The sequence below is a fragment of the Lentzea sp. NPDC020367 genome, assembly GCF_044387305.1.
Taxonomy (GTDB): domain Bacteria; phylum Actinomycetota; class Actinomycetes; order Mycobacteriales; family Pseudonocardiaceae; genus Lentzea.
On the sequence record NZ_JBIRVV010000004.1, the window covers coordinates 785,790 to 810,170 of the forward strand.

Sequence of the window (24,381 nt, forward strand, 5' to 3'; positions counted from 1 at the left end):
GTCGCGTTCAGGCCGCGCTGCAAAGCGCTCCGTTGAGCGTGAAGCCGCTCGCGGCGGCGCTGTTGCCCGTGTGCGTGGCCTGGAGGCCGATCGACACCTGGGCGGAGGGCGCGATCTGCCCGTTGTAGTTGACGTTCGTCGCGGTCACCTGGCCGGTGGTCGGGGAGTAGGTGGCGCTCCAGCCGCCCGTGATGGTCTGCCCGCCGGGCAGCGTGAACTGCAGCTTCCAGCCGTTCACAGCCGTCGAGGACGTGTTGGTGATGGTGATCGTCTCGGTCAGGCCGGTGTTCCAGGCGTTGACCGACGCCTTGACCGAACAGCCCTGCGACGGCGGCGGAGTGGTCGTGGTGGTCGTCGTCGTTGTGGTGGTCGTGCTGGTGGGCGGGCGATCGAGGCCCAGGAACGTGATGGCGTACCCGACCATTCCCGCGGTCGGCACGTCGTGCCCGGTGCCCTGGGCGCTGATCCCCTCGACGACGGCCGCCGTGCCGGTGGCGCCGTAACGGGTGCGGGTCCAGTTCGACTGGGGCTGGTCGGTGGACACCGGCGTCCTGCTCACCCCGTGCAGGTTCGTCCACTGGTCGAGCGCCTCACCGAAGTTCGGGTACGCCAGCGTGGTGTCGTTGGTGCCGTGCCACAGCTGCATCCGCGGGTAGCGGCCGGTGTAGCCGGGGTACATCGCCCTGGCCTGGTCGCCCCACTGCTGCGGGGTCTTCAGGAGGGTTCCGCCCGAGCACTGGCTGTTCCACATCGATCCGTCGGTCGTCGCGAAGCAGCCCGCGGGGACGCCGGCGAACGCCGAGCCGGCGCTGAACACGTCGGGGTACTCGGCGGCGAGCACGTTGGTCATCATCGCGCCGGACGAGATGCCCGCGACGACGATGCGATCCGGGTCCACGTTGTAGCGCTGGCGTGCGTACGACACCATCGACATGATTCCGGTGGAGTCGCTGCCTCCGTTGCGGCGCAACGCGTTCTGCGTGGAGACGTCGAAGCAGTGGCCGTCCCTGGTCGCTTCCGGGTAGACGATCACGTAGCCGTTGCGGTCGGCGGCGGAGACGAAGTCGCGTCCACCACCGTTGTGCACCGCGCTCGCGGAACCGGTGCAGTAGTGGATCATCACGAGGAGTGCGGGGCGGGCCGCGACCGCGTCCGGTGCGTAGACGTACATGTTCAGGTTGGTCGGGTTGGTGCCGAAGTTCGTGACGCGCACGAGTGAGGCGGCGCTCGCCGGCTGGGGCACGAGCGAGAGCGCGACGGCGGCGGCCAGCAGAGCCGCGGCCGCGATGATGGCGGCGGTGCTGCTCCAAAGCTTCCGGGTCAAGGTCATCAAGGTCTCCCGAGGGCAGGCGGGCTCCCGCGGAGGACGTCTCGTCCGATCCGCGGGAGCCTGTCCGGTGGGTGGTGCGGGACGTCAGCTCGCGGCGCAGGCCGGGTTCAGTCCCGCCCCGCTTCCGCTGCCCTGGAAGCCGAACTCGGTGGACCCGCCGGCGGGCACGTTGGCGTTGTAGTCCACGTTGGACCAGACGACGGTTCCGCTGTTGCCGCTGCGGGTGGCACTCCACGAGCCCGTGACGGTGCCGTTCGACAGGGTGGTGGTGACCTTCCAGCCGTTCAGTGCGCTGGAACCCGCGGTGACCTTGATCGTGGCCACGAAGCCCTCGTTCCACTGGTTCACCGACACCGTCGCGCTGCAGGCGCCAGGAACGGGGTCGTTGCTCGTGGTCGTGGTGGTGGTCGTCGTCGTTGTCGTCGGGTCGGTGCCACCACCCGCGTTGAGCGCGTTCAGCGTGGAGTTGTACGCGGCCTTCTTGTTGCCGCTGCCGTCGAACAGCAGCGGGGTGCCGGAGGCGCGCCACGAGTCGGTGTCGCGGATGCCCCACACGGTGATGCCCGTGCAGCGCGAGACGGCGAGGCAGGCCCGCGTCACGCGGTCGTAGTTCGACGCCTGGGAGCTACCGGAGCCCTCGATGTCCAGTTCGGTGATCTGGACGTCCACGCCGAGGTTGGCGAAGTTCTGCAGGGTGGTCTGGTAGTTGGAGGGAACGGGGCTCTGCGAGTTGAAGTGGGACTGGAAGCCGACGCAGTCGATCGGGACGCCGCGGGACTTGAAGTCCTGCACCATCCGGTAGACGCCCTGGGTCTTCGCGTGCGACCAGTCGTCGGTGTTGTAGTCGTTGTAGCAGAGCTTCGCGCCGGGGTCGGCCGCCCGGGCCGCGCGGAACGCGGCCTCGATCCAGTCGTTGCCGGTGCGCTGGAGGTTGGAGTCACGGCGTCCGCCGCCGCTGCCGTCGGCGTAGGCCTCGTTGACGACGTCCCAGGCGTAGATCTTGCCGCGGTAGTAGGTCGCGACCTGCGTGACGTGGTTCAGCATCGCGTTGCGCAGCGACGTGCCGGACATGTTCTGCATCCAGCCGGGTTGCTGGGAGTGCCACGCCAGAGCGTGCCCGCGGACTCGCTTGCCCTGGTTGCGGGCCTGGTTCAGGATCCGGTCGCCGTTGCCGTAGCTGAACTGGTTCTGGTTCGGCTCGGTCGCGTCCATCTTCATCTCGTTCTCGGCCGTGACCATGTCGAACTCGCGGTTCAGGATCCCGGTGTAGGTCGAGTCACCGAGTCTGCTCGCCGAGACCGCGGTACCGAAGTAACGGCCGCTCTGCTGGGCGGCCGCGCCGAGGGTGGTCGCCGCGTTCGCGGCGGGTGGTGCGATCAGGGTGGCGCCGATTACCGCTGTCGCGACCGTGGCAATGATCGGGATCAGGGCCACTGACTTCGATGTCAGTTTCATCATTCACACTTTCGCAGGAACACCCCGTCGCGGGGTGTGATGGGCAGGGTCAGCTCACGAGATCCGGTGCGCCAGGGCCGGATCCCGTTGAGCGACAACGAGTGTCGCAGCTGGCTGTTCACGCTCACAAGAACGCGTTGTCGAATTCGACAGCAGGTTGACCTGATCGGCGTAGGAATGTAGGGGAGCGCTCCCAGTGTGAACTCCAAACCGTTTGAGCACATTCGTCGAACAAGTTTCGAAACTTCTTTCCGCTAAAGTGAGCGCTAACAACTTCAGCGTTGACCGAACTTTGTTTCACGGCTACATTGGCCGCAACTCGTATTCGCTTTCCGCGGCGCTGGTCCGATGTGGACCTGGTGCTCGACCACTCGGCGGTGGAATTCGCACGCCGATCGTGGGAGCGCTCTCATGCGCCGTGATCCCTCATGCCCACCAGCGACGATGCTGCGAGGACCCTGAATGAGAGCAACCGATCCGGCTCGCGCCGGTGCTTCCCCGTCGACCCGTGCCGCCCCGCCGGGTTCGTCTGATCCGCGAATGTCGACCAGCACTCGGAGAGGAAGCACGATGGCACGGTGGAAGCGGGGAACGGGCGCGTGCGTGCTCGCGGGCGCGGTCGTCACCGGGGTCACCGCCCTGGTCGTCGGCACCGGCGCGAACGTCAGCGCCGCCGAGTCGGCGTTCTACGTCGACCCGTCGAGCTCGAGCGCGCGGTGGGTGGCCGCGAATCCCGGAGACTCGCGGGCGCCGGTCATCCGCGACCGCGTCGCCTCGGTTCCGCAGGCCCGGTGGTACACCACCACCAACACCTCGACGGTGCGTTCGGAGATCAGTTCCTTCGTCGGTGCCGCGGCCTCCGCCGGGAAGATCCCGATCCTGGTGGTCTACAACATCCCCAACCGCGACTGCGGGGGCGCCAGCGGCGGCGGGGCGCCCTCGCACGAGGCCTACCGGGCGTGGGTGGACGAGGTGGCCGCGGGCCTGGCCGGCCGTCCGGCGACGATCGTGCTGGAACCGGACGTGCTGCCGTTGATGACCACCTGCCAGAACACCGACCAGCAGAACCAGACCAAGGCGTCGATGGCCTACGCGGGCAAGCGGCTGAAGTCCGGTTCCGGCCAGGCGAAGGTGTACTTCGACATCGGGCACTCCGCGTGGCTGGCCCCGGCGGAGGCCGCGAACCGGTTGCGCGGCGCGGACATCTCCAACAGCGCCGACGGCATCTCGACCAACGTGTCGAACTACCGCGCCACGTCCGACGAGGTGAACTTCGCGAAGAACGTCCTCAACGCCGTCGGGGACAGTCGACTCAAGGCGGTCGTGGACACCAGCCGCAACGGCAACGGTCCCGCCGGCAGCGAGTGGTGCGACCCGGCAGGACGCGCGATCGGCACTCCGAGCACGACGAACACGGGTGACTCGAAGATCGAGGCGTTCCTGTGGGTCAAGCTGCCGGGCGAGTCGGACGGCTGCATCGCGCCGGCCGGTCAGTTCGTGCCGCAGCGGGCCTACGACCTCGCGATGGCGGCGGGGCCGATCACGACGACGACCACGACCACCACGACCACCACCACGACGACGGGCGGCAATCCCGGCGGTGGGTGCAAGGCGACCCATCGCGTGGTCAGCCAGTGGAACGGCGGCTACACCGGGGAGATCGTGATCGAGAACCGCGGACCGGCGATCAACGGCTGGACCTTCACGTTCTCGGCGCCCGGCGTGTCCGTCACCCAGGGCTGGAACGGCACCTGGACCGACACGGGCGACGTGGTCCGGGTGGCGAACGTGGCGTGGAACGGCTCGCTGGCGTCCGGCGCCACGCTGAGCATCGGGTTCAACGCGAACTACAACGGCACTCCGCCGTTCGCGTCGCCGGTGCTGAACGGTGTCGCCTGTTCCTGAGGCGAGGAAAGCGGGTCCCGTCACAGCATCGCCGTGACGGGACCCGGCGTCGTGCGCGGCGGAGTCCTGTGTGGACGCACGACTGCCACCGGTCCGGGTGAAGCGGGTGGCCACGACCATCTCGCGGCACTCCGGCCGTGACGTGGCGGGCTCGTAGGGGAGGCGGAGCCGCGGTGGGACGAACGCGCGTGACCCTGGCCGACGTCGCGGCGGCGAGCGGGGTGTCGGTCACGACCGCGTCGCTCGTGCTGACCGGCCGGGCGCGGGAGCTGCGCATCTCCGAGGCGGCCGAGCGGCGCGTGCGTTCGACGGCCCGGGAACTGGGCTATCGGCGTGGCGCCCTCGTGCCGGGACCCCGTCCTGGACGCTCGCGGACGATCGGGTTCGTGCTCGACACCCTCGCCTCGTCCGCGCCGGCCGGTGACGTGGTCAGGGGCGCGCTCGAGGCCGCGCACCTGCGTGGGTCGGTGCTGTTCGTGGGGGAGACCCGGGGTGACCCGGTGGAGGAACGGGCGTTGTTCGAGGCGATGTGCGACCGGCGTGCCGACGGCATCGTCCTCGCCGCCACGCACCCGAGGCCGGTCGCCCTGCCGGACGGTCTGCGCGACGTGCCGGTGGTGCTCCTCAACGCCACCGCGTCCCGCCCCGGTGTTCCGTCGGTGATGTCCGACGAGAGGCAGGGCGGCCGTTCGGCGGCGCGTGTCCTCGTCGAGGCCGGGCACGTGCGCGGCGTGCACCTGATCGGCGTGGGTCCCTGCGACGACCCACCCGGCGGCGTCGCGGCCGTGGAGCGCCTCGCGGGGATGCGCGAGGTGTTCGGGGCCACGGGAGTACAGGTCGCCGGCGCGCATCGCTGTCCGGAGTGGACTCCGCAGGAGGGCTACGACGCGACCCGGCGGCTGCTGGGGACTCATCTGCCTCGCGCGTTGGTGTGCTTCGACGACCGCCTGGCGTTCGGGGCCTGTCAGGCGCTCTCCGAAGCCGGGCTCTCCGTGCCCGGCGACGTCTCCGTGCTCGGGTTCGGCGACCACCCCGTCGCCTCGTGGATGCGGCCCCGGCTGACCACCGTCGCCGTGCCGCACCACGAACTCGGCGCAGAGGCGGTCAGGATCCTGGTGGAGATCGTGGAACGGCGGCCTCGCGGTGTTCGGGCGCCGCTGGTCCACCGGGTGCCGATGCCGCTGTGCGACGGCGGCTCGGTGGCGCCGCCGCGGCGCTGAGGCCCGGTTGTTCGCGTTAACAGCCGGATTGGCCCAGATGGCGCTTCTGGCGGATCTGGATCAGGATCCGCTAAAAGTTAGCGCTCACATTTAGCTTTGACCCTGTGGGACGGGGTCTTCTACATTGCTGGGAGCAGCCCCTGTCGCTGATCTCCCGCGCCAGTGCGTGATCCTGCTGCCGCTCCCTCCGACGACGAAGGGTGATCATGGTCTTCGCACGATCGTTCACATCCCTGCGTGCCCGGCTCGCGGCCGCCGCCGCGGTACCGGTGATCGCCGTGACCGCGCTCGCCGCGGTGACGGTGCCTCCCGCCGCGGCCGCGCCGGGCTGTTCGGTGACGTACTCGGCACCATCCCAGTGGGACGGTGGGTTCACGGCGAACGTCAGCGTCACCAACCTCGGTGACGCGATCAACGGCTGGACGCTCACCTGGAGCTTCGCCGCGGGCCAGCAGGTGAAGCAGGCCTGGAGCGCCGAGGCGACCCAGTCCGGGAGCCAGGTGACCGCGCGCAACGTCTCCTACAACGCGACGATCCCCACCGGCGGCCGGGTCGAGTTCGGCTTCAACGGCTCCTCCACGGGAACCACCAACCCGAACCCCACGGCGTTCACGCTCAACGGCACCCTGTGCACCGGCGACGTCGGACCCACGACGACCACGACCACGACGACGACCACCACCACGACGACCGGCAACCCGCCGGTGGGCAGTCTGCCGTCGAGCTTCCGCTGGAACTCCAGCGGCGTGCTGATCAGCCCGAAGCCGGACTCCACGCACGCGAACGTCGCGGTCAAGGACCCGAGTGTCGTGTACTACAACGGCAAGTACCACGTCTTCGCGTCCACGTACACCGACGGCTACAACCTGATGTACACCAGTTTCAGCGACTGGTCCCAGGCGTCGGCGGCACCGCACTACTACCTCGACCGTTCGGGTGTCGGCGCCGGTTACCGGGCCGCGCCGCAGGTGTTCTACTTCGCTCCGCAACGCCTCTGGTACCTCGTCTACCAGACCGGGTCGAACGCCTCGTACTCCACGACGTCCGACATCTCCAACCCCGCGTCCTGGTCCACGCCGAAGAACTTCTACGCCAACGGGATGCCGCAGATCATCCGCGACAACATCGGCAACGGCTACTGGGTCGACTTCTGGATGGTTTGCGACACCGCGAAGTGCTACCTGTTCTCCTCCGACGACAACGGCCACCTCTACCGGTCGGAGACCAGCCTCGCGCAGTTCCCCAACGGTTTCACCAACACGGTGATCGCCATGCAGGACAGCAACCGCAACCGGTTGTTCGAGGCGTCCAACGTCTACAAGATCGCCGGGAAGAACCAGTGGCTGCTGGTGCACGAGGCGATCGGGTCCGACGGCCGCCGCTGGTTCCGCTCGTGGACCGCGTCCTCCATCGCCGGTGCGTGGACCGCCCTGGCCGACAGCGAGTCGAACCCGTTCGCCCGCGCGAACAACGTGACGTTCCCGAGTGGACAGTGGACTCGCGACATCAGCCACGGCGAGATGGTGCGCACGAACGTCGACCAGACGATGGAGATCAGTCCCTGCAAGCTCAGTTACCTCTACCAGGGCCTGGATCCCAACGCCGGCGGTGACTACAACCGGCTGCCCTGGCGGCTCGGCCTGCTGACGCAGACCAACTCGACCTGCTGATCCTCGAGGCGCCGCCGGACACCCGGCGGCGCCTTCCCTGCGAGAGAGGGGCGACGATGCCCGTCCGGTCCAGGAAACTCACGCACCTCGCCGCCGTGCTGGCGGTGGCGTTGGCGACCCTCACCGTCCACGCCCCCAACGCACCCGCGGCGCCCGGCAGCCCGGCCCTGACCCCGCCACTGGGCTGGAACAGCTGGAACAGCTTCGGCTGCGGCATCACCGAGGGCCAGGTCCGGCAGGCCGCCGACGCGATGGTGTCCTCGGGCATGCGCGACGCCGGCTACCAGTACGTCGTCGTGGACGACTGCTGGTTCGACCCCCAGCGCGACTCGGGCGGCACCCTGCGCGCACACCCGTCGAAGTTCCCGAGCGGGATGAAGGCGCTGGGCGACTACATCCACGCGCGCGGCCTGAAGTTCGGCATCTACCAGGTGCCGAACGAACGCACCTGCGCGCAGACCACCGGTGCCCACCCCGGTTCGACGGGCAGCAAGGGCCACGAGGTCCAGGACGCGACCACGTTCGCCTCGTGGGGCGTGGACTACCTGAAGTACGACTGGTGCTCGGGCGCCGGGAGCAGGGACGAGCAGGTCGCGCGGTTCACGATCATGCGGGACGCCCTGCGCGCCACCGGCCGGCCGATCGTCTACAGCATCAACCCCAACAGCTTCCACGCGATCACCGGCGACAGGTACGACTGGAGCGAGGTCGCCGACCTGTGGCGCACCACCGAGGATCTGCTGGACATCTGGCAGAACGGCAACACCAACAGCTACCCCATGGGCGTGGGCAACGTCGTCGACATCACCGCCCCGCTCGCCGTGCAGGCCGGTCCCGGCCACTGGAACGACCCGGACATGCTGGTCGTCGGACGCCCCGGCCTCACGCTCACCGAGTCGCGGTCGCACTTCACGCTGTGGGCGCTGATGGCGGCGCCGCTCATGGCGGGCAACGACATCCGCACCATGTCCGCCGACGTCAGCGCGGTCCTGCGCAACCAGCGCCTGATCGCCGTGAACCAGGACGGCCTCGGCGCGGGCGGGCGCCGGGTGCGCGACGACGGCGCCACCGAGGTGTTCGCCAAACCGCTCGCGGACGGCTCGGTCGCCGTCGGCCTGTTCAACCGGGGCAGCGGCACCGCGACCGTCGCCACCACGGCCGCCCAGATCGGCCTGTCCGGCAACGGCTTCACGCTGACCGACCTCTGGACCGGCGGCACGTCCGGCACGTCGGGCGCGATCTCCGCCACCGTGGCGGCGCACGGCGTCACCGCGTTCCGGGTGACCGGCGGCAGCCCTCTGGCGAACACCACCTCCCGGCTGCGCGGCGCCGGGTCGAACCGCTGCCTCGACGTCGAGAACGGTTCTACGGCGGCCGGGACCGCGGCCGTGATCCAGGACTGCCTCACCCCCGCCTCCCAGCGGTGGACCTCCTGGACGAACGGCGAGGTCCGCGTGTTCGGTGACAAGTGCCTCGACGCGTACGACCAGGGCACCGCCAACGGCACGAGGGTCATCGTCTGGCAGTGCAACGGCCAGGCGAACCAGCGCTGGACGCTGGGCTCCGACGGGACGCTGCGCAACACGAACGCCGGTCTGTGCCTCGACGTCGAACGGGCCGCGACCGCCAACGGCTCGAAGCTGGTGCTGTGGACCTGCAACGGCCAGACCAACCAGAGGTGGTCGCGATCATGAGGTGGGTTCCCGCCGCGGCGGCCGTGTCCGCCCTCGCGCTGGTGGCCGCGGGACTCGCCGCCGGCACGACCGCACAGGCCGCTCCCGGCTGTTCGGTCACCTACACCAGGACCTCCGAGTGGCAGGGCGGTTTCGGCGCGTCGGTGACCATCACGAACACCGGTGACGCGATCACCGGCTGGACGCTCGAGTGGGCGTACGCCTCCGGCCAGCAGGTCGGCCAGCACTGGAACGCCGTGATCACGCAGAGCGGCGGCGAGGTCAGCGCGCGCAACGCCTCCTACAACGGATCCGTGCCCACCGGCGGCAAGGTGGAGTTCGGGTTCAACGCCACGTCCGGTTCCGCCAACCCCGACCCGGTGTTGTTCCGCCTCAACGGAACCACCTGCGACGGCGGCGCGGAACCGACCACCACCACGTCGGCACCCCGGCCGTCGTCGTTCAGCAACCCGTTGCTGTGGCAGGACTTCGCGGACATCGACATCATCCGCGTGGGCGACGCTTACTACTACTCGGCGTCGACCATGCACTACTCGCCGGGAGCGCCGATCCTGCGTTCCTACGACCTGGTGAACTGGGAGTTCGCCGGACACTCCGTGCCACGCCTGGACTTCGGCTCCAAGTACGACCTGAACGGCAGCAGGGGGTACGTGCGGGGGATCTGGGCCTCGTTCCTCAACCACCGCAAGAGCAACAACACCTTCTACTGGGGCGGGTGCGTCGACTTCGCCCAGACCCACATCTACACCGCCACGGCCGTGGACGGTCAGTGGTCGAAGCTGTCCACGATCAACAAGTGCTACTACGACGCGGGAATGCTGGTCGACGACAACGACACGATGTACGTCGCGTACGGCAACACCACGATCAGCGTCGCGCAGCTGTCGGCGGACGGGAAGTCGGAAGTGCGTTCGCAGCAGGTGTTCCAGACACCGTCCAGCATCGGCACCTTGGAAGGCGCGCGGTTCTACAAGCGCGACGGCAACTACTACATCTGGCTGACCAGGCCCGCGAACGGCCAGTACGTGCTCAAGTCGTCGAGCCCGTGGGGCCCCTACACCGTCCAGCAGGTGCTGCTGAACATGCCCACGCCGATCCAGGGCGGGGGAGTGCCGCACCAGGGCGGCATGGTGCAGACGCAGAACGGCGACTGGTACTACATGGCGTTCGTGGACGCCTATCCCGGCGGCCGCGTGCCGGTGCTCGCGCCGATCACCTGGACCTCCGACGGCTGGCCGCGCATCACGACCGTCAACGGCGGCTGGGGCGCGAACTACCCGATGCCGAACCTGCCGTCGCGCCAGGTCGAACCCATGACCGGGATGGACGTCTTCGGCGGCACCGCGCTCAAGCCGCGGTGGGAGTGGAACCACAACCCGGACACCACGAAGTACAGCGTCGGCAACGGGTTGCGGCTGTCCACCGCGACCGTCACCAACGACCTGTACAACGCCCGCAACACCCTCACCCACCGAATACAGGGCCCGACCTCCACGGCCACCGTCACCCTCGACCTCGCGTCGATGCGCGACGGCGACCGCACCGGACTGGCGATGCTGCGCGACTCCTCGGCCTGGATCGGAGTCAAGCGCGACAGCGGCCGCAACCGCGTGGTCATGGTCAACGGCCTCACCATGGACAGCAACTGGAACACCACCGGCACCGGCTCCGAGGTCGCGAGCGCGAACCTCACCGGCACCCGGATCTGGTTGCGCGCCAACGCCGACATCCGTCCCGGCAGCGGACGGCAGACCAGGTTCTCCTACAGCACGGACGGCGTGAACTTCACGTCACTGGGCAGCGGCTTCACGCTGAAGAACGACTGGCAGTTCTTCATGGGCTACCGGTTCGGCATCTTCAACCACGCCACGCAGGCGCTGGGCGGCGCGGTCACCGTCCAGCGCTTCGAACTCACGACTCCATGACCCCGTTCTCCTGCAACGCGAGCCTCAACGCGCGCAGGCCGTGGAGCAACCGCGTCTTCACGGTGTCCTGCGGCAGATCCAGCGCGTCGGCGAGCGCGTCCACGGACTCACCGCGGTAGAAGGCCCGCACGATCACCACCCGGTGTTCGGGCTCCAGCGTGGACAGCGCGTCGGCGACCAGCGAGTCGCCGGCGCGCTCCTCGCCGAAGGCGTCCATGGAGGTTCGCACCTAGGAACGGAAAGCCGGGGAGAGTCCGTCCAACCGGGACAGCAGCGCGCGCCGGTCGACCCTGCCGCGCTCGGTGGTCGGCAGTGCGTCGACCGGAACGATCAGCGTGGGCACGCAGTAGTGCGGCAGCCGCTGGGAGACGGTGCGCCTCGCCACCTCCGGCGCCGCGGTGCGGGGACTGATGAACCCGACGAGCCTGCCGTCGTGCACCAGGGTCGTGGCGCGCTCGCAGTCCGCCGCGCCCTCCAGCGCCGCGGTGACGGTGTCCAGCTCGAACCGGTACCCGAGCACCTCGACCTGGTCGCCGGTGCGGCCGTGGTGCTCCAGTTCGCCGTCGGCCGTCCACCTGCCGAGGTCGCGCGTCCAGAACATCAGGTGATCTCCGCCGAGGAACGGATCGGGGCGGTACCGCCGCGCCGTCAGGTCGAGATCGCCCACGTAGCCGGCGGTCACGCCCGTTCCGCCGACCCACATCTCGCCGATGGCGCCGATCGCGCACGGCCGCAGGTCGTCGTCGAGCACGTACACGGTCGTGTTCGGCACCGGCCGCCCGATGGTGAGCCGTCCGGTGCCCGCTTCGTGGCGCTGCATGGTGTTGACGACGGTGACCTCGGTAGGGCCGCAAGCGTTGTAGAAGGTCGCTCGGCGGGACCACGTGTCCGCCAGCGCCTGCGGGCACCGTTCACCGGCGACCACGACCGTGTGGATCCGTTGACACGCATCAGGGTCCAATGACGCCAGCGCGCCGGGGGTGGCGATCACCACGTCCACCGACCGCGCCGTCCGTTCGGCGTCGTCGCCGCGGAGCACGAGCGTGCCGCCGTTCGCGAGCGTGCCGAGCACCTCCCACATCGCCAGGTCGCAGGCGATGTTCTGCAGCTGCGCCACCCTGGTCCCCGGTGCGACGGCCAGTGATCCGGGAGCGGTGAGCAGGAGGTTGCACAGGTTGGCGTGGGTCACGCGCACACCGCTCGTGCCGGTGAAGACGACGGCGGCGACGTCCGAGTCGGCGGTGATCGTGCGGCAGAAGGTGCTCACGCCGGGCAGGGTGTCGATCGCGATGACCGAGGCGAGGTGGCCGGGCACCGCGTTCGCGCTCGTGGTGAGCACCACGTCGATGCGCGCGGTGCGGACGACGTGCCGCAGCTGCGCCTCCGGCGTGGTGCTCACGTCCTGGGGCACGTAGGCCGCTCCTGCTTTGAGCACCGCGAGAACGCCCACCACCATGGCGATCGACCGCGTCAGGAACAGTCCCACGTGGTCGCCGGGGCGCACGCCGCCGCGGATGAGGTACTCGGCCAGCAGCCCGGCTCTGGCGTCGAGCTCCGCGTAGGTCAGCGACTCGCCGAGGTGTTCCACCGCCGTCGCGTCCGGACGCCGCGCGGCGTGCGTCTCGAAGGCGTGGTGGACGTGGTCGAACGGCGGGGTGCGGATCGGTCCGGCACCGAACGCCCGGAACAGCGCGCGGTCGGCCGCGGACAGCTCCCGAAGGGCGGATTCCTGGAACTCGGCTGCCATGGCATGCCCTTCCTTTGAGCGGTGTGCCGTCACGTGAACGACATTGACCCCTCGGAAGTTCTCGCGTTGTCGATTCAGCAGTCGAATCGATTAAGTCCTTGTGTCCCAGCGCCTTGCACGGCCTGCCGCCGCCTGGCCGTCACCCAGGCGGCTGATCATCGGCCTCTGCGTTTGTCATAGTCGTCTGCGCATATGAGCATCTGTCCTATGACGACTGTCGAGCACGCCCCCGCCGAGCTGCACCGCCACACCCACGGTCCCGGCTGTGGTCACGACGCCCTCGTGCACCGCGACCACGTCGACTACCTGCACGACGGGCACCTGCACCGCGAACACGTGACGGATCGCGGCGTGCACTACGACGAGTGCGACAAGTGCAGGTGCGCGCACTGCGCGGACTCGTGCGCGCAGTGCGACTGCTCGGAATGCGACTGCCCGACCTGCAACCACGCCCAGTGCGCGTGCGACGGCTGCACTGATTCGTGCGCCAACTGCACGTGTGCTGAATGCAGCTGCCCCACGTGCTCACACGCGGCGTAGCTCAGTCCGTGGTGGACAGTTGGAACACCGTCTCCTGGTGGTAGACGTCGCCGGGCCGCAGGACCGTGCTGGGAAAGTCCTGGCGGTTCGGCGAGTCCGGGAAGTGCTGTGCCTCCAGGGCGAAGCCGGCGCCGCGGCCGTACGGGCGGCCGCCGGTGCCGACCAGGTCGTCGGTCAGGAAGTTGCCCGAGTAGAACTGCAGGCCCGGCTCGCTGGTCCACAGGGTCAGCAGCCGCCCGGAGACCGGGTCGCAGGCCTGCGCGGCGAACGAGGCACCGGACGAGTCCAGCACCCAGTTGTGGTCGTAGCCTCCCGCGATCCGCAGCTGCGGGTGGGCCGCGCGGATGCGGGCGCCGATCGCGGTCGGCAGCCGGAAGTCGAACGGGCTCGCCTCGACCGGCACGGGACCTCCCACCGGGATCAGGGCCTCGTCGACGGCGCAGAACCGGCTCGCGTTGAGCATCAGCGACTGGCGGTGCACGTCGCCGCTGCCTTCTCCGGCCAGGTTCCAGTAGGTGTGGTTGGTCATGTTGAGAACGGTGGGCGCGTCCGTTGTCGCGCGGTAGGTGATGCTCAGGCGGTTGTGCCGGTCGAGCCGGTACGTCACCTGTGCGTCCACGGCGCCGGGGAAGCCGCCGTCCCCGTGCGGGCTCGTCAGTTCGAGCCGCACGCCCACGCTGTCCGACTCGTGCAGTTCGGTCGCGGACCACACCCGCGTGTCGAAGCCGGCCGGTCCGCCGTGCAGGGTGTTCGGGCCGTTGTTGAGCGGAAGCTGGTGCTGGACGTCGTCGAGGGTGAAGGCGCCGCGCGCGATCCGGTTGGCGTACCGGCCGATCACGGCGCCGAAGAACACCCTGGTCGCGTCCGCCCGGCTGTTCGCGACGTAGTCGTCGAGCGAGCCGAAGCCGAGCACCACGTTGGCGGGAACACCGTGGCGGTCCGGTGCCTCCAGTGACTGGATCACCCCGCCGTAGTCCAGCACCCGCACGGTGAGGCCACCCGGCCACGCCAGGACGTACCGGTGGACGTCGGTGTCACCGACCCGGCCGAACTGCTCCCGGCGTAGCTCGGGTTCCCGCTGCGACATCGAACTCCTCGGGTCAGTTGATCAGGGCCCGGCAGTGCTGCGGCCGGATCCGTTGTGGTGCGACGCTCTCCAGGGTCGGCGTGACCGGGACGATGGAGCCGTCGCGGCCGAACCTCATCCTGTCGATCGTGGTCTCGCGGTGCGTGCCGTCCCCGCCGGGGATGGCGAAGCGGTGGTACACGAGGTACCAGTCGTCGGTGCCCGGCACCTGCAGCATCGAGCTGTGCCCGGTGCCCTTGACCCCGAGCTTCAGGTCCTTGCTCAGGATCAGGCCGCGGTTCGTGAACGGGCCGGTGGGGCTGGGCGCGGTCGCGTAGGCGACGCGGTAGTCCTCGCTGCGGGTGTCGTCGATCGACCAGCTCAGGTAGTACGTGCCCTTCCGCTCCACCATGAACAGGCCCTCCCGGAAGTCCGTCAGCCCGGTGAGCCGGGAGATCTTGGCCGAGTCATAGGAGATCATGTCACTGTTCAGCGGTACGACGTAGGCCTCGCCGTTTCCCCAGTACAGATAGGGCTGTCCGGAGCGGTCGACGAAGACGGCCGGGTCGATGGCCTGGCCGCTGCCGGTGGGGTTGCGGGCGATCAGCGGCCGGCCGGAGTCGACGAACGGGCCGGTCGGCGAGTCGCTGACCGCGACGCCGATCTTGGCCTCGGCGCAGAAGTAGAAGTAGTACTTCCCGTCGCGTTCGGCGATCGTCGGCGCCCAGGCGTTGCGGTCCGCCCAGCTCACGCCGGGACCGAGGTCGAGAACGACGCCCTCGTCCGTCCAGTCCACCAGGTTCTTCGACGACCAGGCGGAGAACTTCGTGCCGCTCCAGCCGTCGAAGCCGTCGGTGGTCGCGTAGATGTAGTAGGTGTCGCCGAACGCGACGATGTTCGGATCGGCGTTCAGGCCGGGCAGCACGGGGCTGCGCATCTCGTGGGCCTCGACCGTCCACACGCGACTCTCCCGGCCCAGCCTCACGGTGAACTGGCGCGGTTTGCGCAGATCGACCGGACCGCCGGGGGAGATCGTGGCGCCCGGAGCGAGCCCGAAGTCGAGCTGGATCCGGCGCAGGTCGGTGCCCGGCCGCACGGGCAGCACCACGCTGCCCGGTTCGATGACCGCGGGTGCTTTGAGCGAGTTGTGCGCGACTGACCGGATCAGCGTCGCGTTGAACGGCAGCGCGGCCACCTCGGTGCTCGCGAGCGCCCGGTTGTAGAGGCGGACGTCCTTCATCCTGCCGAGGAACGTCCTGTCGGCCGCGTAGACGGATCTGCCCAGGTAGTTGGCCGCCGTGATGCCGCCGCCGAGGTCGGACGGCTTGATGGTGACGGCGGTGTTGCGCGCGACTTCGACGCCGTCGAGGTAGAGCACCTCCACGCCGTTGCCGACGGTCAGCGTCACGTTCTTCCAGACCCCGCGCGGCAGTGCGCGGCCGGAGTTCACACCCTGCTCCGTCGTCCAGTTGCCGGTCGCGATCGCGCCGCGATAGCCGTCGCCGGTGCTGAACAGGTAGCCGTTGCCGACGCCGTTCGGCGCGGTGTTGCCGAACCCGTAGAGGAAGTACGGCGTCTGCTGGGCCGGATCCACCAGCACGTCCGCGGAGATCGTGGCGGCTGGAGCGCCCGTCAGCATGTTGTTCGGCAGCTGGACGTGTCCGCCCTGGAGCGACAGGGATCCCTCGGACCAGGTGGCGTTGCCGGCGAGCACGCCGTCGTAGCCGTGCCCGGTGGCGTCGGCGGCGGAACCGTTGAGCGGCCAGTGCGCGACGAGGCCCTGCGCGTCGGCCTTCACGGGAGCCGGGGGAGCGGTGAGCCTGGTCAGCTCGGCCTGGGTCACCGGGAGCACCGTGCCGTGGCGCGGAGAGGTGGGCAGGCGGGCGCCCGTGGACATGGTCCACTTGCCGGAGGCCAGGTCGGTGGTCTCGAACGGCACGTAGCCGCGGCCGCCGTACTCGTCGATGAACAGGTACCACTTGTTCTCGGTGTTGGACTTGAACCCGGTCGGGCCCTCGCCGGCGCTCAGCCCCGGACTGGTCGAGGTGGCCTTGCCGATGCACTCGGCGACGAAGTCGTACCGCGGGTTCAGCAGGTCCGCCGACTTCTCCGCGGTGATGTACTTGCTGCACGGCGAGGACGACGAGTTGTTCCGTTCGTCCTTGGTGTACCGGTAGTAGGTGCCGTTGTGCTCGATGACCGTCGAGTCGATCACCGAGTAACCGGGGTCGATCCACACCTTCGCCGGACTGAACGTCACGAAGTCGCGCGTGGTCGCGTACATCATCCGGTTGTAGCTGTCGCCGGTGTGGCCGGGATCGGTCTCCGCGTAGAGCTTCGAGGCCCAGTAGACGACGTAGCTGCCGCGCTGGGCGTCCCAGAACGCCTCCGGTGCCCAGGTGTTGCCCGCGGTCGGCGGTGACACCTGGACGCTGCGCTGGCGCGACCAGTTCCGGAGATCCGTCGACTCCCAGACCATGATCGACCGGCTGCCGCTGCGTTGCGCGGCGTCCCAGCCACGTCCGCCGTTGATCTTCAGATCCGTTGCCAGCAGGTAGAACCTGTCGCCGTCGGGGGAGCGCAGGATGAACGGGTCGCGCACGCCCAGTTCGCCGAGGCTGGACTTCAGGACCGGCTGGCCACCGTTGACCTCGGAGAAGTCCAGCGGGTTGTTCCCGTTGCTGGCGGCGGCGTAGATCTGCTCGCCGATCGGGCTGCCTTCACCCGTGAAGTAGAAGAAGCTGTAGCCCGCCAGCGGCTCCTTGACGGGCAACGGGGTCACGGTGGCGGTGAGCGCGCGGGTGGCGCTCTGCTGCCCACGGCTCACCTTCGCCGTCAGCACGACCTTGGTGGGTTTGCCGCCCGCGGGAGGGCGGCTCACCTCACCGGTCGCGGTGATCACCTTGGCGTTGGACGACTTCCACGTGATGGTCGTGTCGTTCTCGCCGGTCGCGGGGAGGGTGAGATTCCCGCGGACGTCGTCGAGGTTCGGCACGTCCAGCGCGTTCGCCGCTGTCCGCACGAGCGGTTCGGCGGCGGCCGGGGTGATGGGGACCAGGGCAGCCGACATGGCCACCACGAGGCCGAAACGGCGCAGGGATAACAACATCGTTGTTGTTCGCCTTCCGGGGTGGAGAGAGGGGATTTCAGGCGCGGCGCTTGGTCCACACGTCGTAGGCGACCGCCGCGAGCAGGACGAGACCCTTCACGAGCATCACGCGTTCACTGGGCGCGCCGATCAGCGACATGCCGTTGTTGATCACGCCCATGATCAGGCCGCCGGTGATGGCGCCGACGACCTTGCCGACACCGCCCTGCACCGCCGCACCGCCGATGAAGGCGGCCGCGATGGCGTCCAGCTCGAACGACATGCCCGCCGTCGGGCCCGCCTGGTTGAGCCGGCCGGCGAAGATCACGCCGGCCAGCGCGGCCAGCGCGCCCATGTTCACGAACACCCAGAACGTGACGGCCTTGACCTTCACGCCGGACAGCGTGGCGGCCTGCAGGTTGCCGCCGATCGAGTAGATGTGCCGTCCGAACACGGAGTTTCCGGCCATCAGCGAGTAGCCGAGCGCGAGCGCCGCGAGCAGCACCAGCACCCACGGCAGGTTGCGGAACCGGGCGAGCTGCACCACGACGGCCATCACGACGACACCGACGCCGACGATCTTGAGGATGAACACCGGCATCGGCTCGACGACCTGGCCGTAGCCGAGCCGGGCCGCGCGCTTGCGCCACTGCGACAACGCGAACCCGGCCACGAACGTCAGGCCGGCGAGCAGGCTCACCAGGTCGGCGCCGCCGAGCGGGCCGAGAGCGACGTTGCCGAGGTAGCCGCCCGTGAAGCCGTTCGCCAGCGAGCGGATCTCGTCCGGGAACGGCCCGATGCCCTGGTTGCCCAGCGTCGTCAGCGTGAGCGCGCGGAACACCAGCATGCCCGCCAGCGTGACGATGAACGCCGGGATGCCGAAGTACGCGATCCAGTAGCCCTGCGCCGCGCCGATCAACGCGCCCGAGAGCAGCGTCAGCAGCACCGCCACCGGCCACGGCAGTCCCCATTGGACGGTCAGCACCGCGCAGATCGCCCCGGTCAGCGCCACGGTCGAGCCGACCGACAGGTCGATGTGCCCGCCGATGATCACCAGGATCATGCCGATCGCGAGGATCAGCACGTAGGAGTTCTGCACGATGATGTTCGAGATGTTCTGCGGTTGCAGCAGGGCACCGTCGGTCAGCACCGCGAACAGGACGACGATCAACGCGAACGCGACGTAGATGCCCGACTGCCGCGGGTTGATCGAGAACCGCCGGGGCTGGGCCGCAGGGGCGGCGGCGGGAGCGGGCGCGATCTTCGTGGTCATCAGCTCTGTCCTCGCGTCATGTACTGCATCAAGCGTTCCTGCGTCGCCTCTGCACGGGTGACCTCGCCGGTGATGCGGCCCTCCGACAGCGCGTACACGCGGTCGCACAGGCCGAGGAGCTCCGGCAGCTCCGAGGAGATCACCAGCACCGCGCGGCCCTGGGCGGCGAGCTCGTTGATGATCGAGTAGATCTCGTACTTCGCGCCGACGTCGATGCCGCGCGTCGGTTCGTCGAGGATCAGCACGTCCGGGTCGGTGAACATCCACTTCGCCAGCACGACCTTCTGCTGGTTGCCGCCGGAGAGCGTGCCGGTCACGGTCGACACCGCGGACGTCCTGATGCCCATCGACTTCCGGAACCGTTCCGCGACGGTGTACTCCTCGTTCTCGTTCACCCACCCGCGGTTCGCGAGCTTGCCCAGCGCCGCCGCGGAGACGTTGCGCTGCACGCCCTCGATCAGGTTGAGCCCGTACTTCTTGCGGTCCTCGCTCACGTACGCGAGGCCGTGCCGGATCGCGCCGCGCACGGTGCGCGTGTCGATCTCCTGGCCGTCCTTGACCACGCGCCCGGAGATGCCGACGCCGTACGAACGGCCGAAGACGCTCATCGCGAGTTCGGTGCGGCCCGCGCCCATCAGGCCCGCGAGACCGACGATCTCCCCGCGCCGCAACGACAACGTGGCGTTGTCGACGACCACCCGGTCCGGCTGGGCGGGACTGTGCACCGTCCAGTCCTCGATGCGCAGCACCTCCTCGCCGATGTCGGGCGTGCGCGGCGGGAACCGGTGCTCGAGGTCGCGGCCGACCATGCCGGAGATGATGCGTTCTTCGCTGAGTCCCTTGGCGGGCAACGTCTCGATGGTCTTCCCGTCGCGCAGCACCGTGACGGTGTCGGCGATCCTGGTGACCTCGCCCAGCTTGTGGGAGATGATCACCGAGGTGATGCCCTCGTCCCGCAGGCCTTCGAGCAGGTCCAGCAGGTGCTGGGAGTCGTCGTCGTTCAACGCGGCCGTCGGCTCGTCCAGGATCAGGAGGCTGACCTCCTTGGACAGCGCCTTGGCGATCTCGACGAGCTGCTGCTTGCCGACGCCGAGGTCGTTCACCGGCGCAGTCGGGTTCGCCCGCAGTCCCACGCGGTCGAGCAGCGCCTGGGCCTCGTGGTTGGTGCGGTTCCAGTCGATGAACCCGCGCCGGGACCTCTCGTTGCCCAGGAACAGGTTCTCCGCGACGGAGAGCTGGCCGCACAGCGCCAGCTCCTGGTGGATGATCACGATGCCGCGGCGCTCGCTGTCGCGAATGCCGTCGAACGCGCACGGCTCGCCCTCGAAGAGGATGTCGCCGTCGTACGTGCCGTGCGGGTGGACCCCGGACAGCACCTTCATCAGCGTGGACTTGCCCGCGCCGTTCTCTCCGCAGATCGCATGGATCTCACCGCGCCGCACGGTCAACGAGACCTCGTGCAGCGCGGTGACACCCGCGAACCTCTTGGTGATGCCGCGCATCACCAGGATGTCGTCGGACACGTCGAGTTACCTGAGCTGGTCGGCGGTGTAGTAACCGGAGTCGATCAGCTCTTTCTGGTAGTTCGCCTTGTCCACGGGGACGGGCTGGAGCAGGAACGACGGCACGACCTTGTTGCCGTTGTCGTAGTCCTTGGTGTTGTTGACCTCGGGCTTGCCGCCCTTGAGCACCGCGTCGGCCATCTTCACCGTGACGTCGGCGAGCAGGCGGGTGTCCTTGTGGATGGTCGAGTACTGCTCACCGGCGATGATCGACTTCACCGAGGCGACCTCGGCGTCCTGACCGGTGACGATCGGGTAGGCCTGGCCGGCCGAGCCGTAGCCGCCGCTGCGCAGCGCGGAGAGGATGCCGATCGAGATGCCGTCGTAGGGGGACAGGACGCCGTCGACCTTGGCACCGCCGTAGGTCGAGGTGAGCAGGTCCTCCATGCGCTTCTGCGCGGTCGCGGGGTCCCAGCGCAGGATCGCGACGGTCTTGAAGTCCTTCTGGCCCGACTTCACCACGAGCTTGCCCTGGTCGACGAGCGGCTGGAGCACGGACATGGCGCCGTTGAAGAAGAACGTGGCGTTGTTGTCGTCCGGCGAGCCGGCGAACAGCTCGACGTTGAACGGGCCCTCGCCCTTGGTCTTCAGACCGGCCAGCAGCGAGTTCGCCTGCTCCACGCCGACCTTGAAGTTGTCGAAGGTGGCGTAGTAGTCGACGTTCGGGCTCTTGCGGATCAGCCGGTCGTAGGCGATCACCGGGATCTTCGCGTCGGCGGCCTGCTGCAGCTGAGAGGTGATCGCGGTGCCGTCGATCGAGGCGACGATCAGGAGCTTGGCGCCCTTGGTGATCTGGTTCTCGATCTGGTTGGCCTGGGTGGGGATGTCGTTCTCCGCGTACTGGAGGTCGACCTTGTACCCCTTGCCCTCCAGGGCCTTCTTGATGTTGTCGCCGTCGTGGATCCAGCGTTCGGACGACCGCGTCGGCATGGTGACGCCCACCAGCGCACCCTCGCTGGAGCTCGTCTGCTGGTCGACCGTCTTCTGCGCCGAACCACAGGCGGCGAGGGTGACGGCGAGTGCGGTGGTGGCCGCGATCCTGGCAAGCCTCATTGCTTCTCCTCGATGTCACCGACAGGCAACAGTGCTGTAGGCGGCGAGTGTTATCGCTAACAACATGCCCGTCAAGTTTCATCTGGATAACAGCAGGTAGTTCCTGTTAGCGCTCACAGACGTCGTAAACGCCGAGCGCCCGCTGCCACCGAGGTGACAGCGGGCGCATCCCTGGTTCGGTCAGGCCTTCTTGCAGGTCTTCCCGTTGATGGTGAAGGCGGCCGGGTCGGCTCCGGAGCCGGAGCCGTTGAATCCGATGTGGATGGTCTGGCCCGGCTGGACCTGCCCGTTCCACGGCATGCTGGCCGCCGTCACGTCACGCCCGGTCTGGCTCCACGTCGCCGACCACCCGGCGGTGACCTTCTGGGTGCCGGGGAACGCGAACCCGAGCTTCCACGACGTCCACGCGGCGGTGCCGATGTTGGTGATCTTCACCTGTGCGGACAGGCCGTCGGGCCACCGGCCGGCGGTGAAGCCGACCTCGCAGTCCGGCTTCGGCGTGGTGGTCCCGGACTTCTCCGCCGCCCAGCCCGACACCCAGGCGAGCGCGGAGTTCCAGTTCACCGCGACCTCGTTCACCGAGTACGCGCCGATGTCGTCCACCCAGCACTTCTGCTGCGGGCAGCCGACGAGCAACCGCTGCGCCACCGGGTCCTGCAGCGCGCTGTTCGGACCGCCGGACAACGAGCCGGCCGGTGCGATCGGCAGCGTCGGGTCGTTCTGGTGCGCCCAGAACCGGTGGTGCGCGTTGCGCATCGCCTGGTCGCCGTAGCCCGCCACGTACGACGTGCTCAGCGGGTTGCGGCCGAGGACGTAGTGCAGCGCCTCGAAAACGCCGTCGCGGTACTTCGCGGCGCCGGTGAAGTCGTGGGCCAGCGCGAGCACCTGGGCGTTGTTCAGCACCGAGGAGTTCGAGCCCCAGACGTACCCGGCCGTGCTGTTGTCGTACGGCGCGGCGTAGCCCATCCCGGCCATGGCGGTCAGGTGCTGGTCCGCGACGGTCGCGAACGCGGCCTTGATCGCCGAGACGTCCGCGGCGGGCAGTCCGTTGGGCGCCAGGGCGAGTGTGATGTCACCCAGCGGGGCCGTGCCGCCCCAGTGGAAGCCCGCCCTGCTCAGGCTCGCCGCCTTGTAGTGCGGCGAGGTGGTCACGTCGGTCCGGTAGGCGCTGTCGCCGGTGGTCGCGTACAGCTCCGAAGCCGCCCAGTAGAACTCGTCGCTCACGGTGTCGTCGCTGTACGCGCCACCGCCGGTGCCGTCGTTCGGGTCGGCGAGCTTGGCGGGATTCGCCTTGGCGGCCGTGTACGCCTTGCGCGCCGCCGTGAGCAGAGTGGCGGAGTACGTGGCGTCGATGCCCTTCCACAGCCGGGACGCCTGCGCGGCGACCGCGGCCAGGTTCAGCGTCGCGGCGGTGCTGGTCGCGGACAGCCGGCGCGGCTGGTCGTCCAGTTCGGGCCGGGTCGGCAGGGCCGTCCAGTTCGCGTCGTGGATCTTGTGGTGCGCCATGCCGTCCGGTGCCTGCATCTTGAGCAGGAAGTCGACCTCCCAGCGCGCCTCGTCGAGCAGGTCCGGCACGCCGTTGGTCTTCTCCGGGATGGCGAGCGTGCCGTCGCGGAACGCGGACGCGTCACCGACACGGGTGGCCCGCTCGTAGGAGTTGAGCAACTGCCAGGCCGCGATGCCGCCGTTGACCACGTACTTGCCGTGGTCGCCCGCGTCGTACCAGCCGCCGCGCACGTCGAGCGTGTAGCCGCACGCGAGGTCGGCGCGGCACGGCACGTTGTTGTCGCCCTGGTTGGGCGCGACGTTCACATGACCGGCCGGGCGGGAGTACTCGTCGCCGACGTACTGCGCCTCGATCGGCGTGCCGCTGCGCTGGTGGTAGAAGAACGCGAGCGAGTCGTAGCGCAGCCGCTTGATCGGGTCGGCGGAGATGTCGAACGGGAAGCTGCTGTCCTCGCCCACGGACAGCGTGTAGCCGGTGCCGGCCGTGTCGAACGACGAGAAGTCGATCTGGTGCACCGAGTCGCCGGACGTGGCGTCCGCGCCCTTCGGCGTGCTCTGGCCGGTGGCGACGGCCGTGCCCGCGGAGTTCTTGAGCGTCCACGTCTGCGGCGTCGTGGCCGTGGAGACGAGGGTGGCGCGCTTGGGCAGACCCGGCACGTACCCGACCAGGTCGACCTGGACCTTCTTGGCCGGGTTGGGATTGACACCACCGGGCGGCTTCACGCCGCCGACCAGCGAGACGTTGTCCACGCAGATCGTGTTGTCCGCCGCCTGGCCGCCCAGCTGGAACGCGACCTGGCCGTTGCCCGCGTCCGGGAAATCCAATGTGGACGTGAAGGTGAACGAGAAGTGTTGCTTCTCAGGGGAGAGCGTGAACTGCTGGCTCGCGATCCCGCGGTACGGGCTTACGCTCTCGCCCGCGGCGGCCGTGACGGGCTGCGCGGTCGTGGCGTGGGCGTCGAACGAGAACGTGTAGGACTGTCCTGTTTCGAACGGAACGCCGTTCTGGCCGATCAGCGCGTCCCACGGGTTCGTCGTGCCACCGGTGACCGCCGCGCACAACTCGCCGCCGGTGACCCGGTTGGTCACCCCGGCGCCACTCCACCACGGATCGGGGGAGCCGCTGTCGAACGTTCCGTTGAGCACGCGCTCGTAGTCCGCCGCGGCGGCGGGCGCCGCGAGCGGGAACGCGGCGAGCGCCACGAGCAGGGTCGTGGCGAGCAGGCGTGGGGATCTCATGAGCGTGAGGTTCTCCGTCCACGTTGACGAATGTCTGGGAGCGCTCCCAGAGCGACCGTAGGGCGAGTCGGCAGACGGCGGCAAGCCCTCTGCGGCATTCGACGGACG

Annotated in this window: 16 protein-coding genes; 6 read left to right on the forward strand and 10 right to left on the reverse strand. The window is 69.0% G+C overall.

The genetic code is table 11. From position 1 onward, the window contains the following. Positions 1 to 7 precede the first annotated feature (7 nt). On the reverse strand, positions 8 to 1,324 hold the full coding sequence (locus ACH413_RS21175; RefSeq protein ID WP_360035398.1) for a PHB depolymerase family esterase: 1,317 nt from the start codon (positions 1,322 to 1,324) through the stop codon (positions 8 to 10). A 90-nt stretch (positions 1,325 to 1,414) separates the two neighbouring features. After that, positions 1,415 to 2,785 carry an endo-1,4-beta-xylanase gene (locus tag ACH413_RS21180; RefSeq protein WP_360035396.1) on the reverse strand — a complete coding sequence of 457 codons (1,371 nt, stop codon included), beginning with the start codon at positions 2,783 to 2,785 and terminating at the stop codon, positions 1,415 to 1,417. A gap of 570 nt (positions 2,786 to 3,355) precedes the next feature. Here ACH413_RS21180 and ACH413_RS21185 point away from each other — a divergent pair. The 5 genes from ACH413_RS21185 (at position 3,356) to ACH413_RS21205 (ending at position 11,199) form a co-directional block, all read left to right on the forward strand. Further along, positions 3,356 to 4,690 (forward strand): glycoside hydrolase family 6 protein, encoded by a 1,335-nt coding sequence (locus ACH413_RS21185; protein ID WP_360035394.1) that lies wholly within the window; start codon positions 3,356 to 3,358, stop codon positions 4,688 to 4,690. A gap of 173 nt (positions 4,691 to 4,863) precedes the next feature. Beyond that, positions 4,864 to 5,910 carry a LacI family DNA-binding transcriptional regulator gene (locus ACH413_RS21190; RefSeq protein ID WP_360035392.1) on the forward strand — a complete coding sequence of 349 codons (1,047 nt, stop codon included), beginning with the start codon at positions 4,864 to 4,866 and terminating at the stop codon, positions 5,908 to 5,910. Positions 5,911 to 6,116: 206 nt separating this feature from the next. Further along, on the forward strand, positions 6,117 to 7,580 hold the full coding sequence (locus ACH413_RS21195; RefSeq protein ID WP_360035390.1) for a non-reducing end alpha-L-arabinofuranosidase family hydrolase: 1,464 nt from the start codon (positions 6,117 to 6,119) through the stop codon (positions 7,578 to 7,580). Positions 7,581 to 7,636: 56 nt separating this feature from the next. Continuing rightward, a complete protein-coding gene (locus ACH413_RS21200; RefSeq protein WP_360035388.1) occupies positions 7,637 to 9,274 on the forward strand; it encodes an RICIN domain-containing protein in 1,638 nt (545 codons plus the stop codon). Further along, positions 9,271 to 11,199 carry a family 43 glycosylhydrolase gene (locus ACH413_RS21205; RefSeq protein WP_360035386.1) on the forward strand — a complete coding sequence of 643 codons (1,929 nt, stop codon included), beginning with the start codon at positions 9,271 to 9,273 and terminating at the stop codon, positions 11,197 to 11,199. The genes ACH413_RS21200 and ACH413_RS21205 overlap by 4 nt, the downstream gene beginning before the upstream one ends. Here the strand turns inward: ACH413_RS21205 and ACH413_RS21210 are convergent. Both ACH413_RS21210 and ACH413_RS21215 read right to left on the reverse strand, forming a co-directional pair. Further along, the gene (locus tag ACH413_RS21210; protein WP_360035383.1) at positions 11,186 to 11,428 is read right to left on the reverse strand and encodes a sigma factor-like helix-turn-helix DNA-binding protein; all 243 of its coding nucleotides are present in this window, start codon (positions 11,426 to 11,428) and stop codon (positions 11,186 to 11,188) included. The genes ACH413_RS21205 and ACH413_RS21210 overlap by 14 nt on opposite strands. Continuing rightward, the gene (locus ACH413_RS21215; RefSeq protein ID WP_360035380.1) at positions 11,429 to 12,946 is read right to left on the reverse strand and encodes an AMP-binding protein; all 1,518 of its coding nucleotides are present in this window, start codon (positions 12,944 to 12,946) and stop codon (positions 11,429 to 11,431) included. 207 nt (positions 12,947 to 13,153) lie between these two features. Between ACH413_RS21215 and ACH413_RS21220 the strand changes: the two genes are divergently transcribed. Continuing rightward, the gene (locus ACH413_RS21220) at positions 13,154 to 13,486 is read left to right on the forward strand and encodes a hypothetical protein (protein WP_258951127.1); all 333 of its coding nucleotides are present in this window, start codon (positions 13,154 to 13,156) and stop codon (positions 13,484 to 13,486) included. Between the two features lies 1 nt (position 13,487). Here the strand turns inward: ACH413_RS21220 and ACH413_RS21225 are convergent, their stop codons facing one another. From ACH413_RS21225 to ACH413_RS21250, 6 genes are all read right to left on the reverse strand, one after another. After that, positions 13,488 to 14,573 carry an aldose epimerase family protein gene (locus ACH413_RS21225; protein ID WP_360035377.1) on the reverse strand — a complete coding sequence of 362 codons (1,086 nt, stop codon included), beginning with the start codon at positions 14,571 to 14,573 and terminating at the stop codon, positions 13,488 to 13,490. 13 nt (positions 14,574 to 14,586) lie between these two features. After that, positions 14,587 to 17,622: a family 43 glycosylhydrolase gene (locus ACH413_RS21230; protein ID WP_360035374.1), complete on the reverse strand. Its 3,036-nt coding sequence runs from the start codon at positions 17,620 to 17,622 to the stop codon at positions 14,587 to 14,589. Positions 17,623 to 17,698: 76 nt separating this feature from the next. Continuing rightward, on the reverse strand, positions 17,699 to 18,913 hold the full coding sequence (gene mmsB / locus ACH413_RS21235) for a multiple monosaccharide ABC transporter permease (RefSeq protein ID WP_360035371.1): 1,215 nt from the start codon (positions 18,911 to 18,913) through the stop codon (positions 17,699 to 17,701). Next, positions 18,913 to 20,415, reverse strand: a complete 1,503-nt coding sequence (gene mmsA / locus ACH413_RS21240) for a multiple monosaccharide ABC transporter ATP-binding protein (RefSeq protein ID WP_360036062.1) — start codon at positions 20,413 to 20,415, stop codon at positions 18,913 to 18,915. Before mmsA ends, mmsB begins: the two co-directional genes overlap by 1 nt. A 27-nt stretch (positions 20,416 to 20,442) precedes the next feature. After that, on the reverse strand, positions 20,443 to 21,528 hold the full coding sequence (gene chvE / locus ACH413_RS21245; protein ID WP_093589882.1) for a multiple monosaccharide ABC transporter substrate-binding protein: 1,086 nt from the start codon (positions 21,526 to 21,528) through the stop codon (positions 20,443 to 20,445). A 180-nt stretch (positions 21,529 to 21,708) separates the two neighbouring features. Further along, positions 21,709 to 24,273 (reverse strand): glycoside hydrolase family 9 protein, encoded by a 2,565-nt coding sequence (locus ACH413_RS21250; protein WP_360035368.1) that lies wholly within the window; start codon positions 24,271 to 24,273, stop codon positions 21,709 to 21,711. Positions 24,274 to 24,381 lie beyond the last annotated feature (108 nt).